This is a genomic window from Colwellia sp. BRX9-1 (assembly GCF_014077195.1).
Lineage (GTDB): Bacteria > Pseudomonadota > Gammaproteobacteria > Enterobacterales > Alteromonadaceae > Colwellia_A.
The window spans coordinates 86,740-103,862 of record NZ_JACGVM010000006.1 but is presented as its reverse complement, the minus strand read 5'-3'; the positions used below and the strand labels follow the sequence as shown (position 1 = coordinate 103,862).

The window sequence follows — 17,123 nt, the reverse complement described above, 5'->3', positions numbered from 1 at the left end:
TTTATCCCCTTTGGGTAATTGTGTATTATGCTACCAACAAATAAACTTCTGAGTAAAAACAACATATATATGCTAGTGACTACCCAGCAGTATCACCTTTTATGGTAATCGACATTAAAAATATTGAGGTATAAAACATGATGGAAGCTACTTTACTTAGCATGGGAGTAATAGGAAAAGATGATCTTATGACAATAGAGACAACACAGAAACTCCTCAAAAGAATGTTAGTTTGGTCAGCTTCACTTATGAATAAGAAATGCAGAACAAGTAGCAGTCAATTTGATTAAAAATGAAGGAACAAGAAAGGCCGTTGTCTCAGTTATTGTAATAGCTAATAGTTTGGCCACTCTTTTGTGTTTTTCTACGACGGAATAGAGGTAAAACGTCATAGAATCAATATTATATTTCATCTGAATCTTCAAAATATCAGTGACCCCTAAGGTTGCTTAGTTATCTGTCAAGATAAGATAGTTCTACGCTTTTAACACTACAAATAGCTCAAAAATCTATCGATGCTAATGTCAGCTCTACGCCCTGAGACCTTTAACAAGCTTTTTCTTTAAAAAGTAATGGCGAATTTCTGTCGCTCAACGCTTTTAAATACTTGGCTTCATTGTATGGCTCTTTAGTTTTCCAGCATCGAAATACGATCCGTATCCACTTAAATGCTAATGAACGCACAGCTGCCTGGTGGGTATTACCTTTTTCCCTTTGTTGCTGATAATAAATTTCCGCCCAATAAGATTGCCTTATGCTTTTAGTAGCCCATTCTATAAATGATTGGCGAGTAAATTTAGAACACTGATATCGCCAATGAATCCAGCTCTTTTGACCACTACGCACTGTTACGGGTGCTATCCCTGCATACATTTGAATTTCCGATGCGCTATTGAATCGACTACGGTTTTCCCCAATAGCCACTAGTAACCTAGGAGCTAAACACGGGCCAGTACCCGGTAATGAGTTGTAAAGCTCTGCATCGGGCAAGGCATTAAACAACTCACTAATTTCTCTATCAAAGACCTTAATAACCTTCACAGCAACAAGCAGTTGGTGTGACTCGATAACTGCGTTATCGAGAGTGAGCGGCTCTGCTTCACTAATAGATTGAATTCGCTTAACGCTATATGCCGCAGTACGTCCAGGGTATGAGCAAAAAAACTTTTTCAACGTATCCGGTCTGGCTCTTTTAAGTTTTTGTAGGTTGGGCCAACGTGTAATGAAATCACAAAATATCCCCGATCCTCGGTGTGAAAACCAATCGAGTAAGTGAGGGTAATATTCTTTAAGAGTAATGATTAGTCGGTTGCTAAACCGCCTTTTATTATCGACTAACTTACGACGCTTTTCGACTAGATACGTCAATTTCCTAACCGATTCACTTTCCATTTTTAATGCTTTAATTTTATTCGGATATCTCAGCATTAAATCTAAAGCAAGCTCTGCGTCCGTTGGGTCGTCTTTTGCACCGCTGGGTGAAAAAGCTTTACGGTATTGAGCTAACATTGAAGTGTTAACTGGGTGAATAGTGACAAAATCAAACTTTTGAAGTGCGTAAACTATAGGCCCTTTGGATAGTTCAATAGCAACAGCTATTTGTCCTTTGTATTGCTTATGAAGACTGCTTATCCATTCGTTGATCGACTTAGGTGAGTGCTTAATTACTTCAAACTTTCGTGTACTTGAATTAGCCACTTGAACGCAGACATCGTGTTTATCATTTGCCCAATCAATACCAATATAAACTGAAAACTTAGTCATAATTACCTCCAATTGTCATTGTCAGCATGTATGCCAAAGCTTTTCGAAAGCGATATAGATAGCGTTTATGCGCAAGCCCTGAGATGCCGTCTTGAAAGTCAAATGTTTTCCACAATATAATTCACTGGTAATTAAAGCAGAAAGACACAGTTTATCCTTCCCTTATTAGGGCAACAGTCTGCACACAACCCCCGAAAGTTATATGGACAAGGCAACTATGCTGTCCCGGTGGCAAAGGTTGAAAAGCTATTTAAGGAGCATATGATCGCCAAGATAAATTGGCGATCACTGAAACCCTATATTTATTACGTACTCTGCAATTGTACTTGGTAAGGCTGTTGGTGTTTCAGTACGCCAAAGCAAATATGAATAAGCTTTCTCATCGCCGCACCTAAGGCACACATTTTAGTTTTACCTGCAGCAAGGAGGCGGTCATAAAGTGCCTGTACATCAGGGTTTCTTCTGACGGCAACCATTGCTGGAAAGTAAAGCGCTTTTCGCCAACCGCTATTTCCTGCTTTAGACAATCTTGGCTTTCTATATTCTGATTTTCCTGACCTCTTCTCGATAGGATTTAAACCGACGTAAGAAGCGACTTCTGAAGCCGATTGGAAGTTTCTAGATCTGAGGATAAGCAATACAATCCAGGCTGTCTTCTCACCAACGCCTGGAATAGAAACCATTAGATCGAAGTCTTTCTTGATTGATTCAGTTTCATTGACGTGATTACGAATGTGTATCTGAAATGACTTTATTTCTTTTTCTAAACGTCTGATAGATTTGATAATTGATCGTTTCTCTATAGGGTGAGCATCATGACATTCATTCATTTTCTCTTGTCGATTTTTCTCCCGCTGCAATTCCTTTTCCAGTGTGCTAAGACGATTAATAAGACTTTGGAGCTCTGCTATTTCTTTTGGTACAGGCTTCCAAGCGATTAATTTCGTGGCCATAAGACCATATCTCGCAAGTACATTCGCATCAATGATATCGTTCTTACTCAAGACGCCGATACCTTCAGCAAACTTTCTTACTCTGCCAGTATTAGCCATGAAAACTGTAGCATCTAAAGCGTAAAGGTAAGCAACCAAGCTTTCGTGATAAATACTGGTTGGCTCTATGAGAAAAGACAGCTCTTTTATTGACAAGCTGGTTGTATTTTCAGACCACTCTACGAGCAATTTAAAACCTAGAGCATTGTTAGAACACTCCATTATTCTAGCTTTTTTTTGCTCTTTGTTACGTAAACATGCACAGTCTAGTTTTTCTTTACTTACATCAATTCCAATAAAATAGGACATGTCATTAATCTCCTCGTTAGACTCATGATATCCTCCCAAGACTTCCCTTGTGAATGCAGACTCACTGTTGATGCAGGGTCTAAGATGCCGTTCAGCCTTAAAAGGGGGGACCCATGACCTAAGGGCCTTATCTCAGGGACTAGCTCTTGCTTTGTATTCGTTCGGGCTCACTTCGGTCATGGATAAATTTACTACACTTTTCCTATTATTCACGGATAAATGCAGTAAAAGATAAAATACAAGTATTCGTTTTTAAGCTAAGGCGTACCTATGACATCGAAAGTAAAGCGGTAACCATCGAAATGATATCGTATCAATATTCGTATGAAATAGGCACATGGTCTGAACACCCTAATTATAGGTTTATTCAGACTGAAAGGACTATATCGTATCTAAGAAGACCTTAAGTTTTTCAACTCGTTATGTAAAGCGCACAAAGTGATCCTAAATATTCCGGTTGAATCTCAAGTATTATGATTGAAAAGTCGTTTTTCAAAAAAGCCACCTTAACTGCATCCCTTTAAAAAACCACCAACCGTAAATGAGACTAATATCAATCGTTATGCGCAGTAACACTTGATAATAAACTTACCGTTAACCTACAGTGCGCTTTATCTGTGCCTGCAGATAAAGCATAAACTAAAATCTACAGCATGGTTTGATTGGCTTCTTTGAAGTTTAGCTTGGCATAAGTCAATAACAAAATACCACCCGCAACGATAATAGCCGTTAAATATAAGGCATAGTTATAAGTAGTAAATTGTTCAATAAGTGCCACACAATACAAGGGGGCAATAATTTGGCCAAGGCCGTAAGCTGATGTGATTGCGCCCATGATAAAAACTGGGTTTTTATTGGACAGTTGGCCAGCAAAATTCATAAACAAAGCAACTAAACCTATAAATGTTGCGCCAAAAAACAAACCACTAATAAGGTTCATAATAATATTATTCGAAAAAGTAGGAATTAAAATACCAACAATCTGCAACAACATAGCGGCCATCATAATATTAATACTGCCAAAGCGATGTGCTAAACGCATCCATATAATGCAAGAAGGGATGCCAGCAACACCAACGGCTAACCATACATAGCCGCCATATCCTGCTAATCCGTCTAATGAATTGACGATATCAGGCAGAAATGTTGCTTGTACCACCATACCGATACCTTCGGTAAAGTAAGCCAAAATTAAGACAATAACCATAGGTGAAAAAAGCGTTTTATCAAACTTGTGTTTCACCACTTCACTGCTTGGTTGCCTATCAAACCTTAAGATATAAGCCGAATAGCAAGATAAAAAAGCGCCAAGGATAGCGAGTACTAGCCATGCATCTTTCCAATCGCCACCAAAATAAAATACCGCTCTCATAACTAAATCAGTAATGACAATTGAAAAACCTAAGCCGCTAAAGTGGATACCCATCGCCTTAGTCTTATTGGTGTCTTTTAGCTTTAACATAACAACAGCAGAGCCAACAACGAGCGCCATTGCCGCACCAAATCCCGCCAATAATCGCGCAATAATCCATAGAGTATTATTTTCGGTAATGCCTAAAACAAAAGAAGAAAGCACACAAAGGCACAAACCAAATCTAAAATACCTAACCTTGGCATGTATATCTTTAATAAAAATAGAAAAAACAGAGCCCATCAAATAGCCAAGATAATTGATTGAGGCAAGTACACCAGCGAAGGCGATGCTGATTGACTCCTCTAGCATAGTCGGTAACAGCGACGTAAAAACAAAACGAGCGACACCTACCCCAACCACAAGGGCTAAGATACCTGCTAATAAAATTGAGTAGTTACTGTCTCGGTGAAATTGTGGCATATTTGTCCAAAAAACATTTCTTCGCTATATCTTACACTGTATAACTAAAGGGGTAGATAGGTAAATCACCAATAATGATAAATGCTATACAAGATAATCATATAAATAATAATGACCAGAGACTTTATCTTTATAGATTATTTGGCACAAAAAAAATGAGTGCCAAGGCAATGATAATATTTAGTGCAATGAACAATTTTTCACGTAGGTAAATATTATCTCAATGTGCAACGTAATAGCCCCTTTCTATATAGCTTTACAGCGCTCCCCCCCTTTATAACCCCCTTTAACTTTTAGATTATCAGTAAACTATATGTTGCTATTGGACTCAATTTAAATATGTTATCGTCTAGCTAATTTAATCGCTCAGGTTTATTATTTTTAATGTCATTTGAATTGATTTTTCTGTTCTTTGCCGGTTTTTTTGGTGGTGTGCTTAACTCAGTTGCTGGTGGCGGGAGCTTTATTACCTTCCCCGCACTTATTTTTGTTGGCCTTCCTCCCATTATCGCAAATGCGACCAACACTTTTGCCTCATGTGCCGGCTATATGAGCGGTACTTATGCTTTTCGAAAAGAGATTGCTGCTAATAAAGCTCAACTGCCATTCATTATAACAATCAGCGTGATCGGCGGTATTATCGGTGCATGGTTATTACTAAAAACACCTGAAGTGTTGTTTCGTGAGGCTATCCCTTGGTTACTGTTATTTGCGAGTGTATTGTTTGTTTTTGGCGGCAAGATTAATGCTGGACTTAAAGAATTGGCAGTCAATCACCAACATGCCTCATCAATAGGTAGTTTATTACTGATCATTGTTCTGTTAGGTATCGCTATTTATGGTGGTTTTTTTAATGCCGGTTTAGGCATAATTACCCTTAGCTATCTGGCATTAGCTGGTCACACTAATATCAATACAATGAATGGCTTAAAGCTATTGATATCCTCAGCAGTATCAATAATTGCTATCACAGTGTTTATTTACAATGATGTGATTGCCTGGTATCAAGGAACTATTGTGCTATGTGGCACATTAGCTGGAGGTTATATTGCTGCTAATGTTTCACGCAAATTGCCACAAGCTAAGGTCAGGTATTTTGTTATTTTCGCGAGTATTATAACCACTCTGTATTTCTTTTATGATAGTTATGCGAGCTAACGTTTAGATAAGCTTTCGCCCCGCAACATCCGGTGATATTAATGAGATGGTAAGTTAAGTGGCAGCGTTTATTGGTTAAAAATGTAACCAAAGCGCATTCGAATAAGAACCTTGTAAAACTAATAGCAGTTTATGTAAGGCCGATTAAATCCACTTAAATACCATTTGAACGTTTATTTATAAAGGGTTGTTAGGCCGTTTCTTAACTTTCTTTAGCTATTTCACGTAATGCTTGTTCAAAAACATCCGCTGGCTGACCACCACTGATCAAATGCTTATCATTGACTATCACGGCAGGCACTGAGCTTATGCCCATTGATTGATAATGGCGTTGCAAAGTACGCACCTCTTCTTCGTATTCATCAGACGCTAATATTTGTTGAGCCTTTTCTTTATCTAAACCAACACTTTGCGCTACATCGAGTAGCTTTTGATGATCACTGGGATCGCCACTCTCTTTAAAATATAGATCAAACAAGGCGAGTTTAAGTTCAGTCTGCTTATTATATTCTTTTGCCCAATGAAGCAGCCGATGTGCATCAAATGTATTATATATTCGACCACCACCACGGTTACCAAATTCATAACCAAGCGCTAAACCTCGTTGCTTGATCATCAGTCTATTTTGCTCACTTTGTTCAACACTAATGCCGTATTTTTCGGTAATGTGTTCGGTAATATCCTGACCTTCTTTTGGCATATCAGGATTGAGCTCAAACGGTTGCCAGGTGATATCAACTGAAATATCATCCGCAAGTTTGGTTAATGCTTGATTTAAAGACTGGTAACCAATAATACACCAAGGGCAGGAAACGTCGGAGACAATGTCTAATTTAAGGTGTTTACTCATATTTTTTCACTTGAAATTTGTTGGTAAAATAACTTAAATTATTTGCAGCGTTTAAGCCGAGTAAAAAATAAGCTAAGTAAAGAAAACTAACCATGACAATAAATGGTTAGCGATAGATTAACATAAAGTAGTTTTATACATTGCAATAACAACCTTTCGCTTCTTTAACAACAAGATTAGCGGCATAACCTTTTAAGTAATTATTTAACATAGTCTGGGCATAGCCTGACGTTTGCGAGCAAGCTAAACCTTGCCCGTAAGGACCAAAATAGACAACCTCTCCTGATTCATCTATTAATGCTACAGAGGGCGTAGAGGGAATAACATTGTGCTCATTAATGACAACATTCTTTATTAAAAAATCATTAGCACCCGCCAGTTTATTGAGATCTTTAATATGTTTTTCACTGTACTGTTGGCATTTACAACTCGGTGTAGAGAAATGGAGTAGTGTTTTTTGACCCGTCATATTGGCCGGCTTGGCATAAGATAACAAATAACCAGATAGCTCCTGACTCCCTACACCCGCTAACTTATTACTCTCATCAAACTCGACAAGCCTATCTTTTATCAGGTAACCAAATGCAGATAGCGTAAAAGCTATCCACACGGTAAGTACTCCCCACTGAAGTTTCGACATTAGTTTATTTAAAACGAGCAATATTAAGTGCCATTGCATTCGAGGTAACACTAACACTATCGGCCTCTGAAGCTAATGCTTGGACTCTTTCTCTGTCGACTAAAGCTGTATCTCTTAACGTTTCGGCACTTTTTGCTATATCTGCAGTGGTTACTGATTGTTGCTCAACCGCTGCGGCGACATTAATCGATATAGCACTGGCATGCTCCACGAGTGCTGACGCTTGAGCTATTTGTTTTTGAGCTTTATCAGCACTTTCAATGACCGATTGAACAATCCCAATACTATGGGTCATTGAATCTGTTGTTAACTTAGAGTAACTTTTTAACAGGGAAAGCGTTTGACCTATTTTGTCAGTACTTTCTTTAGTGCGAGTTGCTAACGCACGGACTTCATCGGCAACAACAGCAAACCCTCGACCTTGCTCTCCTGCTCTTGCTGCTTCTATTGCCGCGTTTAACGCTAATAAATTTGTTTGCTCAGCAATACCACTTATTTCAGATAATACCTTCGAAATAGCTTCTGTAGAATTAGCGAGATCGTTCACTTGTTCGCTGGTCTTTTCAAGTGCAGATGTTAAGTTTTTGTTTTGATTATTAATGCTAATAATTTCTTCATTGGATGCCTTCGTAAAGTCAGTAGCTTCTTTCATCTGATCACTTAACTGAGTCGTTTCTTGCGCGATAGATGCTACTGTTACTGCCATTTCTTCTGCCGATGTCGCAATCACTTCAGTTTCTTGTTGACGCTGTGCTGTCGAGCTTTCAAGTTCTTCTTTGGTTCTATTTAAATTTTGTGAGTTAGCATTTAATTCAACAACTTGCTCTTTGACCCCTTGAATAACCTTTGATAATAAGTCTAATAATTCATTAAAAGACAATAAGGTTGTATTATTATTTGCTCTTGCCTTGATGCTCAAGTCAATCGCATTGACATCAACCGTTAATGAAGTCGCCACTAACGATAATTCTTTACCTGCTTCACTTTCTACTTTCATGGAATGTGCTATGTAGCCAGCAATAATAGACTCAGTAATCGCATAAACAGCATGTATTATAACGGTTGAGAAGAGCAATCTATCTTCGTCAAAGATATAAACACCCGTATCATTTACCTGCAAGTAGTAAAAAGAAAAATGGTGTACGGCAACAACAAGAATAGCCGTAATGAATACCCGCCAATCTTGAAAAATAATTAAAAACGCTAAAAGGATAAAAATTTCGAAATGAACTTCAATTAAGCCCTGTGCTTGATGAATATGCAAGGCTGCAAATATCATGACTGCGAGCGCTGAAACATGACCTGAAATAGCACCATCTCCGGCTGTTTTGTAGAAGTATATCGGCACAAGTAATGCAGGTAGGCCAATAATAAGAGCTGATAGGTATGAATCATAGATGAAAGCCAAGAGCAAACTTTCAGCAAATAAAATACATAAAAGGTATGTAAATAGTGTGTTATTTTTATTCATTTTTATCCCGTTATACAGACATAATTAACATCAATTTTACAATGGTTAAAGTTCGACATATTAGGGTTCAATTGCTACCATCGCAAATAAAACCTAGCCCTGTAAATCTCTGAAATCCCTGTAAATCGCGCTTTAAATCAAGATACCATAACTTTAGTTCAATAAAATTGACAAATCAATATCATAAGTATTTAAGTCAGTTAATTTAATAGCTATTGGCTGAGTTAGATAATACCTAAGCGGTTAAATATTTATAAAAATATGTTTTATTTAGCTTGGCTATACAGGCGATATAAAAAATAACCCAGGTTCAAGATAAAAAACTCAATCATAATGGTGTATCATCTGCCTACTTCTGCTTATAACATTAAACCAATACTAGTGAATTCATGAATTATATTCCTTTAGATGACCTTAAAAATGCTTGGATTTTTAGACATAAAAGCCTGCCGATCAATGATAAAGATAAAACAAAAATAAAACCTATGGTTCAAGCACGAGCACAAGTTGTTTGGGATACCTTTATTAGTCGACAAGTCGACCATCCTGATTTTTTCAAAAAGGGTGATTGGCCATTTGAAGAAACAACTTGGCAGAAAACATTGGCTTGGGAAAGTATTTGGGACAGTGAACAAGCAGAATTGCCTGCAGAAGTTGTTGCTCATTTAGCGTGGGACAATAATACCGTGGTTTATTTTTGTAGTGCAAAAAACAATGTTATTGAAACAACTTGGGCTGTTTTCCAGCGTTGTTGGAAGAACTTTCTTTTTATGGATGATGGACCACTTCTTATCGGCAAAAAGCGTAAAGAAGCGGTGCAATTTTTATCTAATGGTCAATGTAAGCTTGGTTTAAAAAAGTAAAGACAGATACAGCCAATTAAATTTAGGCTTAGCGCTTAACATGTTCAAGTTCGTTAATATCGTCTTCACCTGACAATAGCACAGCAAACCAACGACCTTCTTCTGCGTTTTCTAAGCCTATTTTAATGATCATGGTTAATGGCACCGAAAGTAACATCCCTACTGAGCCGAGTAACCATCCCCAAAAGATTAACGACAGAAAAATCACTAAGGTTGACAACCCTAAGCCTTTTCCTAAATAACGAGGTTCAACAATATTTCCCATCACCATATTAATAGTGATATAGCCTAAACCGATAAGACCGGCCTCAGGCAGACTCAATTGTAATACGGCCAGTGACATCGCCGGAACCGCTGCGATAATAGAGCCAATATTAGGAATATAATTAAGCAGAAAAGCAAGCACACCCCAAAGCAAGTAAAAGTCTAAACCAAACGCCCAGAGCATTATTGACACTATAATACCGGTAGCAATACTCACTAAGGTTTTAATCGCTAAATAGTTATTTACCGAGGTAAGAAAACGGTCTATTTGCTTTAAGCGCATTTCGGGATCCGCTAAAGCAAAATGTAACTTTTTAGGTAAAGACGAGGCTTCAAAAAGCATAAATATAACCGTGATGATAATAAGAAATAAATTGGCCATCACACTGCCTAATCCGCTAAGCATATCGGCTGCTAAGCCCATGGCTGCAGCGGGGTCAAAATATTCCATTAATAACGCTGACGATATAATAATATTTTTATCGGCTAACTGCTCAGTTATCCAAATAAACTGTACTCTTAATTGCTCGCGATATTCAGGTAATTTAAGGGATAGTTCGGTGAGTGATTTTCCAACTAACCCCGCAAGGGATAAAGCAACAATAACGAACAAGGCTATGACTAAAAGTACCGCTATTACTTTTGGTATTTTATAACGGCTAGCGCGGGCAATAAGCGGGTTACAAATAATAGCGATGAAAACAGAAAGTAAAAAAGGTACTAAAATATTAGCAGCCGTTTTTATCCCTGCAAAAACAATAAACAGTGCTGCGGTTACTACTAGCATTTTTACTGCACCGCCTGATTTTTCCATTAATCCCATAGTGTTAACTTTATCATTTAAAAAACCTTACTATACCCGAAACTTAAATCTAGTGTTAATAAACTTAAGTTTCGATTGTTAACAAGCAAGCGCGGTTTACATTGTTCGACGGATCAAGGTCAAACTTGACATATTCAATAATCGCCAACAACTTAGCATGCCCATGATACCAACAAATCCAGCGCCAGCAGCGATACCCACTAACCAGTAATTGAAATGAAAGCTCGCCGACATTTCAAAGACTTGCGTTTGCAAGAAAAACACCGCTATTTCCATCGCAATACTCGCCATTAACCCCGCAACAGCGCCAAGTGCAACAAACTCAAACAATACGCTATTTCGCAGTAGTGAACCTTTTGCGCCTAAAGTACGCAATATCGCTAACTCTCGCTCACGCTCTTCCATACTTGCTTGCACTTGTGCAACCAACACTAAACTACCCGCTAAAATAACTAACACTAAAATAAGTTCAATCGCGATTGAAACTTGCTCTATCATGCTGGTCAGTTGTTTCATAATTGCACCAAAATCCATAATTGAGATGGTAGGATATTGGCTTAAAAAGCGATAAACTTCATTTTTTTGTTGGTCTGATATCATCCACGCCGAAATAGAAGTGGACTCTATATCGATAACGGCAGCTTCATTGAAAATCATAATAAAATTTAACTGTCGACTCTTCCAGTTAACGTCGCGAATACTAGTAACCGGCACGGTAAATTCGTCAGTACCAATAGTAAAAGTGAGCTCATCGCCGAGTTTAACATCTAAACGTTCAGCCATACCTTTTTCCATAGAGACTTGCGGTAAAGTATCCTCTATTTGCCACCATTGCCCTTCGATAACTTCATTGGTCAAAGGTAATTGCTCTTGCCATGTTAAGCTTAATTCACGGCCAGCACCTTTTCGCTCTTTTGGCTTTTCTTTATCCTCTACCTTGGGTTTGTCTGTGTCGGTCGTTGCTGAATCTTTTTTCTCATCTTCGTCAGTTTTGACTGTTTTTTCACCATTAATCGCTGATAAACGTCCTCGAAAAATAGGATAAAACCCCTGATTATCGAGATTGAGCTGCTCGGTAAAAGCTTGCAGTGGTGCAACTTCTTCATTGGCAATATTAAGTAAATAATGATTAGGCGTGTTTTCCGGGAACTGTGCTTGCCACTCATCAATAATTGAACTTTTCATTACCGTTATTAGCAGTAATAACTGAATAGCGATAGTAAAACTGACTAATTGCACACTATTTTCATTGGCGCGGCGCTTTAAGTTTGCTAAAGCCAGATGCCAAGCTTTACCGGCTTTAGCACCGGCACTTCGCCCTGCCCCCATGATTAATCGCCCTAAAAGCAATAAAACACCAGAAACTAATATACCACCTAACAACAATGACAAACTCATAACGAGATCGCGACTAAATAACATCAGTAGCGCAAAGAGTGCCAGTAATGGGATCACTTGATGCCAACCAAACCTTGGTAATTCATTTTTGCTAAAACCGCGAATAACATCGAGTGGTTTCGTTGAAATTAATTCAGTAATAGGATGAATGGCAAAGGCAACCGCACAAAGCACTCCCGTTATTACAGCAGTGATAAATGGTTTAAACGTTAGTTGGCTTTCATCTAATGACAAGTAGCTTTCTATAGCACTCACACCGGCGAGCATCAGCATATAACCAACAACAAGCCCTACTATGATACTTATTAAGCTAAGTAAGCCCCAGTGCAGCATATACAATTTTTTTACATGAGACGTTGAAGCGCCTAACGCTTTAAATACGGCAACCATAGGTTGATGACGTTGCCCATACCGTCGACTGGCAACCGCAACAGCAACAGCAGCAAGCACAATACCTAACATACTGGCTAACGATAAAAACTTCTCTGAGCTGTCTAAGACCTTTGATAGACGGTTTTTTGCTGATTTAGCATCGTACCAATTTTGAGTTTCATTGAGTTGTGGCTTTATCCAGGTTTCAAATGTTTCAATATCGTCACGCTCCCCCGCAAACATATATTGATAATAAACGCGACTGCCGGGCTTTATCAACTGGGTTTTCTCAATATCTTTAATATTAAGAAATATAGTGGGTCCGGCAACAAACATACGGTATGAGCGGTCAGGAATTTCTACAATAACACCGGCAACAGTCAGCGGGAGAACCCCGACTTCTATTGTGCCACCGATTTTAACATCAAGACGGCTAAGAATACTTTCTTCTACATAAGCCGTTCCTTGTTTTGGCGCGCCAACCGAGCTGGGTATTTCTTGATCTAGCGACGTTTTAACAAGAAGCTCGCCGCGCAAAGGATACTTTTCAGAAACAACATCAAGTTCAGATAACAGCATGTTATCACCTGAAAACACCATAGAATCGAGTAATATTTTCGAGGCGACATTGAGCGATAAACTATCGCTTTTATCAAGGTATTCGGTCGGTATTACTCGGTTAGAGCCCAGCACACGATCGGCTGCTATGGTGTTAGCGCTGTTGGTGATGATAGCTTGCTTAATTTGCTCTGAAAAACCCGTTAATGAAAATACTGTGCCGACTGCGAGAACAATCGCTAAAAATATAATGGTTAAGTCACCGCGGCGAAACTCATGATGTAACAGTCGTAATGATTGTTTAACCCAAGTCTTTGATGGTTTTACCCTTAATTCAGTCATCGTTAACCTACTTTCATATGAGCAGGAAGTTCATCTTGATTGGCGTTGTTGAGATTAACCTCTTGTAAAACGCCGCTGTCCATTTCAACTTGACGTTGACAGCGCTGGGCTAATTTTGGATCGTGAGTGACCAATATTAAGGTGGTGCCATGTTTTTCATTTAATTGAAAAAGTAAATCGGCGATATGAACGCCTGTTTTGGTATCTAAATTGCCGGTAGGTTCATCGGCGAATAATACGTCGGGCTTGGTAATAAAGGCGCGAGCAATAGCGACCCGTTGTTGTTCACCACCCGATAATTGTGACGGATAGTGTTCAGCACGTTCACCAAGACCTACAGCATCAAGTAACGCCAGTCCTTGTTGTTTTGCATCAGGTAAATTTGCTAATTCAGCCGGCAACATAACATTTTCAAGTGCAGTTAAACTGCTAATTAATAAAAATTGCTGGAAGATAAATCCAACGTGATCTGCTCGTACTTGACTACGTTGCTCTTCATTAAACTGGTGCAATGGGTGGTTTTTAAGATAAACTTCACCTGATGTAGGTAAATCTAAGCCCGCTAAAATAGCTAACAAGGTTGTTTTTCCTGAGCCTGATGAACCTACTATTGCTAATGTTTCACCTGTATTGACCGTTAGGTCAACAGGTTGAAGTAGATCAAGAGTTTTCTCTTCTAACTGCACAGACTTAGTTAACGCACTTACTTTTAATATGGCTTCGGAATTTGACTTCATGAATAAACATCCCATTTATATTTTGTTTTTAAGCTTAATAGCTTTAATTTCTATATCTTTTTCGACATTGGCTAACCCTTCAGCCAAGCATTCTATTTTACTACTAGGTGATAGTGTTAGTGCAAGCTATGGAATGAAAGAAAACCAAGGCTGGGTTCACCTGCTAAATACACAATTAACTACGCAAAAAAGTCCTTATAAGATCACTAATGCTAGCATTAGTGGTGAGACTACAACAGGCGGTTTATCAAGGTTACCTGGGATATTAGCCAAAGAAAAAGTTGACCATTTAGTGATAGAACTTGGTGGCAATGATGGTCTTAGAGGCTACTCACCAAAGAAAATTAAAAATAATTTGTTACAAATGATAAAGCTCGCTCAAGATAAAAACATTCCAGTGTCACTCTATCAAATCAAAATCACCCCAAATTATGGGCCTCGTTATAATAAAATGTTCGAACAAGTATTTATTGATGTTGCCGCTGAAACTAACATTAACTTGTTACCTTTTTTTGTTGAGCCATTAGTCACCGACGCCAGTTTAATGCAAAAAGATGGCATTCACCCAAATGTTAAAGCTCAGCCAATTATTGCTGAATTTGTTGCTAGTCAGTTTACAGAAATCATGGAAGAATAATATGGATTTTATTTGGATTCTATTTGCCTTTGGTTGTGGGATGGCAGCAAAGTCATTTTCATTACCACCATCAATTGGTTATCTCTTTGCAGGGTTTTTACTAAATTTTCTCGGTTTTCAAGCCGACGACAGTATCAATACATTAGCAAACCTAGGCATCACCTTAATGTTATTTACTATTGGCTTAAAACTCAATGTTAAAGACTTATTAAAAAAAGAAGTTTGGTTAGGTAGTTTGTCTCATAGTGTCACTTGGGTGTTAATCGGTGCTTTGCTGCTAAAATTACTCGCCCTTGCTGCTATTGGCTACTTTGCTGACTTGTCTTTCTACACCTTAGGGTTAATTATTTTTGCCTTGAGCTTTAGTAGTACGGTTTGTGTCGTTAAGCTGATGGAAGATCACGGCGAAATGCGCACGCGCCACGGTAAATTAGCCGTGGGAATTTTAGTGATACAAGATATTGTCGCGGTAATATTTTTAGTGGTGGCGACCGGTAAGTCTCCAACATTATGGGCTTTACTGTTGTTGAGTGCCTTTTTTATAAAGCCGTTAATCAATAAACTTATTGACCAAGTAGGTCACGGTGAACTTATTCCGCTAACCGGATTTTTCTTAGCCTTTGGTGCCTATGAACTTTTCGAGTTAGTGAGCATTAAAGGTGATTTAGGCGCCCTGCTCGTCGGGATGTATTTGGCTTCGCACAGTAAAGCCAGTGAAATTAATAAATCATTGATGGGCTTTAAGGATCTCTTTTTAATTGGTTTTTTCTTATCTATTGGTTTTACCGCATTACCCACAGTAGAAATGCTTGCGATGGCAGGTCTACTAACTTTACTTATCCCTGTAAAATTTTTCTTATTCTTTTTCTTATTCACACAATTTAAATTACGTGGCAGAACCTCTTATTTAACAGCACTAGCATTAAGCAATTTTAGTGAGTTTGGTTTGATCATCGCTTCGCTATCAACAAAAAATGGCTGGTTAACAAATGATTGGTTGGTCATTTTGTCCTTGGCCGTTTCCTTATCGTTTATTATTACTAATATCACTTATAACTTTGCTCATCGGATTTTCACCCGACATAAATCGTTTATTTGTAAATACGAAAGAAAAAGTAAACTCAGTGAAGATAACTTTATACAACCTTGTGATGCACCGATTGTTGTAATTGGTATGGGTCGCGTTGGTATGGGCGCTTATAAAGCTTTAGACAGCCAGGCTACGGGTCAAGTATGGGGATTAGATGCCGACCAAGGTAAGATCGCTTGGTTGAATGATAATGACGTGCAAGCATTTTGTGGTGACGCGGAAAATATTGATTTTTGGGAAAATATAGAAATAGAGAAACTAGAGTTAATCTTGCTCGCCCTGCCAAAAATTCAAGATATTAAAAATATAACCTTACAATTAAGACATGCAAATTATCAAGGTCAAATAGCGGCTATTGCTCGGTTTGATGATGAGCGCCAAGAAATTGAAACCTTTGGCGTAGATAAAGTGTTTAACTTCTATACTGAGGCTGGCGTTGGTTTTGCTGAGGAAAGCTTAGCGATGATCAAACCGAATAAGCAGTAATATAACGACTTCAACCAGTACTCTGGCCACTAAAGATTGATTGCTAATAAGTAACAGATCATCCTGTTACTTTGCTTTTACTATCGCCTTTAGGCTGCTCAGTAAACTCATAAGACTGTCAGATGGTGAACCCAGCGACTAAAGATCACTGGGTTTGCTCGACGATGTTCGATAAAATAGTGGTACCACGACGTAAAATCTAAAGCATCTTAGCAGACAAACTCGAAAAAGGTGATCCTAAGTCACTTTGTATGTTACAAGCTTAGCAATGTAACACAGGATTGCTTAAATGCTTAAAATAGACTTAAGGTAATATTCTTATTGAAACATCAAATTTCAGGCATAAAAAAACCGACAATAAGTCGGTTTTTTTATATCACTTATAGCACTGACTCTTTAGTAACTCGTTACATAAAAAATAAGTGGCATCCCTAAGGGGATTCGAACCCCTGTTACCGCCGTGAAAGGGCGGTGTCCTAGGCCTCTAGACGATAGGGACACTAAAACTATTGAGTAAGTAAACATTGAATAAACA

General features: G+C 38.4%; 13 protein-coding genes and 1 tRNA gene. 4 read left to right on the top strand and 10 right to left on the bottom strand.

The genetic code is table 11. The features are described 5' to 3' along the window. Positions 1 to 546: 546 nt before the first annotated feature. The 3 genes from H4J76_RS08030 to H4J76_RS08020 all read right to left on the bottom strand — a co-directional run bounded on the left by H4J76_RS08030 (position 547) and on the right by H4J76_RS08020 (position 4,899). Positions 547 to 1,764 (bottom strand): IS110 family transposase, encoded by a 1,218-nt coding sequence (locus H4J76_RS08030; protein ID WP_182230387.1) that lies wholly within the window; start codon positions 1,762 to 1,764, stop codon positions 547 to 549. A 305-nt stretch (positions 1,765 to 2,069) separates the two neighbouring features. Beyond that, positions 2,070 to 3,065: an IS110 family transposase gene (locus H4J76_RS08025; RefSeq protein WP_182230386.1), complete on the bottom strand. Its 996-nt coding sequence runs from the start codon at positions 3,063 to 3,065 to the stop codon at positions 2,070 to 2,072. 646 nt (positions 3,066 to 3,711) lie between these two features. Beyond that, positions 3,712 to 4,899, bottom strand: coding sequence for a YbfB/YjiJ family MFS transporter (locus tag H4J76_RS08020; RefSeq protein WP_182214254.1), 1,188 nt, complete (start codon positions 4,897 to 4,899; stop codon positions 3,712 to 3,714). 384 nt (positions 4,900 to 5,283) lie between these two features. Between H4J76_RS08020 and H4J76_RS08015 the strand changes: the two genes are divergently transcribed. After that, positions 5,284 to 6,057, top strand: a complete 774-nt coding sequence (locus H4J76_RS08015; RefSeq protein ID WP_182230385.1) for a sulfite exporter TauE/SafE family protein — start codon at positions 5,284 to 5,286, stop codon at positions 6,055 to 6,057. A gap of 202 nt (positions 6,058 to 6,259) precedes the next feature. Here H4J76_RS08015 and H4J76_RS08010 read toward each other — a convergent pair whose 3' ends face one another. The 3 genes from H4J76_RS08010 to H4J76_RS08000 all read right to left on the bottom strand — a co-directional run bounded on the left by H4J76_RS08010 (position 6,260) and on the right by H4J76_RS08000 (position 9,018). Further along, complete coding sequence (locus H4J76_RS08010; RefSeq protein ID WP_182214251.1) at positions 6,260 to 6,907, bottom strand: DsbA family oxidoreductase; 648 nt, start codon at positions 6,905 to 6,907, stop codon at positions 6,260 to 6,262. 133 nt (positions 6,908 to 7,040) lie between these two features. Further along, on the bottom strand, positions 7,041 to 7,547 hold the full coding sequence (locus H4J76_RS08005) for a DUF6436 domain-containing protein (RefSeq protein WP_182230384.1): 507 nt from the start codon (positions 7,545 to 7,547) through the stop codon (positions 7,041 to 7,043). Positions 7,548 to 7,551: 4 nt separating this feature from the next. Then, positions 7,552 to 9,018 carry a methyl-accepting chemotaxis protein gene (locus H4J76_RS08000; RefSeq protein ID WP_182214247.1) on the bottom strand — a complete coding sequence of 489 codons (1,467 nt, stop codon included), beginning with the start codon at positions 9,016 to 9,018 and terminating at the stop codon, positions 7,552 to 7,554. 389 nt (positions 9,019 to 9,407) lie between these two features. Between H4J76_RS08000 and H4J76_RS07995 the strand changes: the two genes are divergently transcribed. Continuing rightward, on the top strand, positions 9,408 to 9,881 hold the full coding sequence (locus H4J76_RS07995; protein ID WP_182214246.1) for a DUF2947 domain-containing protein: 474 nt from the start codon (positions 9,408 to 9,410) through the stop codon (positions 9,879 to 9,881). Between the two features lie 28 nt (positions 9,882 to 9,909). Here the strand turns inward: H4J76_RS07995 and H4J76_RS07990 are convergent, their stop codons facing one another. From H4J76_RS07990 to H4J76_RS07980, 3 genes are all read right to left on the bottom strand, one after another. Continuing rightward, the gene (locus H4J76_RS07990) at positions 9,910 to 10,959 is read right to left on the bottom strand and encodes an AI-2E family transporter (RefSeq protein ID WP_070377248.1); all 1,050 of its coding nucleotides are present in this window, start codon (positions 10,957 to 10,959) and stop codon (positions 9,910 to 9,912) included. 105 nt (positions 10,960 to 11,064) lie between these two features. Next, positions 11,065 to 13,638: an ABC transporter permease gene (locus tag H4J76_RS07985; protein ID WP_182230383.1), complete on the bottom strand. Its 2,574-nt coding sequence runs from the start codon at positions 13,636 to 13,638 to the stop codon at positions 11,065 to 11,067. A 2-nt stretch (positions 13,639 to 13,640) separates the two neighbouring features. After that, the gene (locus H4J76_RS07980; protein WP_182230382.1) at positions 13,641 to 14,375 is read right to left on the bottom strand and encodes an ABC transporter ATP-binding protein; all 735 of its coding nucleotides are present in this window, start codon (positions 14,373 to 14,375) and stop codon (positions 13,641 to 13,643) included. On the opposite strand from H4J76_RS07980, the gene H4J76_RS07975 reads away from it, so the two are divergent. After that, the gene (locus H4J76_RS07975) at positions 14,374 to 15,012 is read left to right on the top strand and encodes an arylesterase (RefSeq protein WP_182214241.1); all 639 of its coding nucleotides are present in this window, start codon (positions 14,374 to 14,376) and stop codon (positions 15,010 to 15,012) included. The genes H4J76_RS07980 and H4J76_RS07975 overlap by 2 nt on opposite strands. A gap of 1 nt (position 15,013) precedes the next feature. Further along, positions 15,014 to 16,588 (top strand): cation:proton antiporter family protein, encoded by a 1,575-nt coding sequence (locus H4J76_RS07970; RefSeq protein WP_182230381.1) that lies wholly within the window; start codon positions 15,014 to 15,016, stop codon positions 16,586 to 16,588. Between the two features lie 423 nt (positions 16,589 to 17,011). Here H4J76_RS07970 and H4J76_RS07965 read toward each other — a convergent pair. Next, a tRNA-Glu gene (locus tag H4J76_RS07965) sits at positions 17,012 to 17,087 on the bottom strand. Between the last annotated feature and the right edge of the window lie 36 nt (positions 17,088 to 17,123).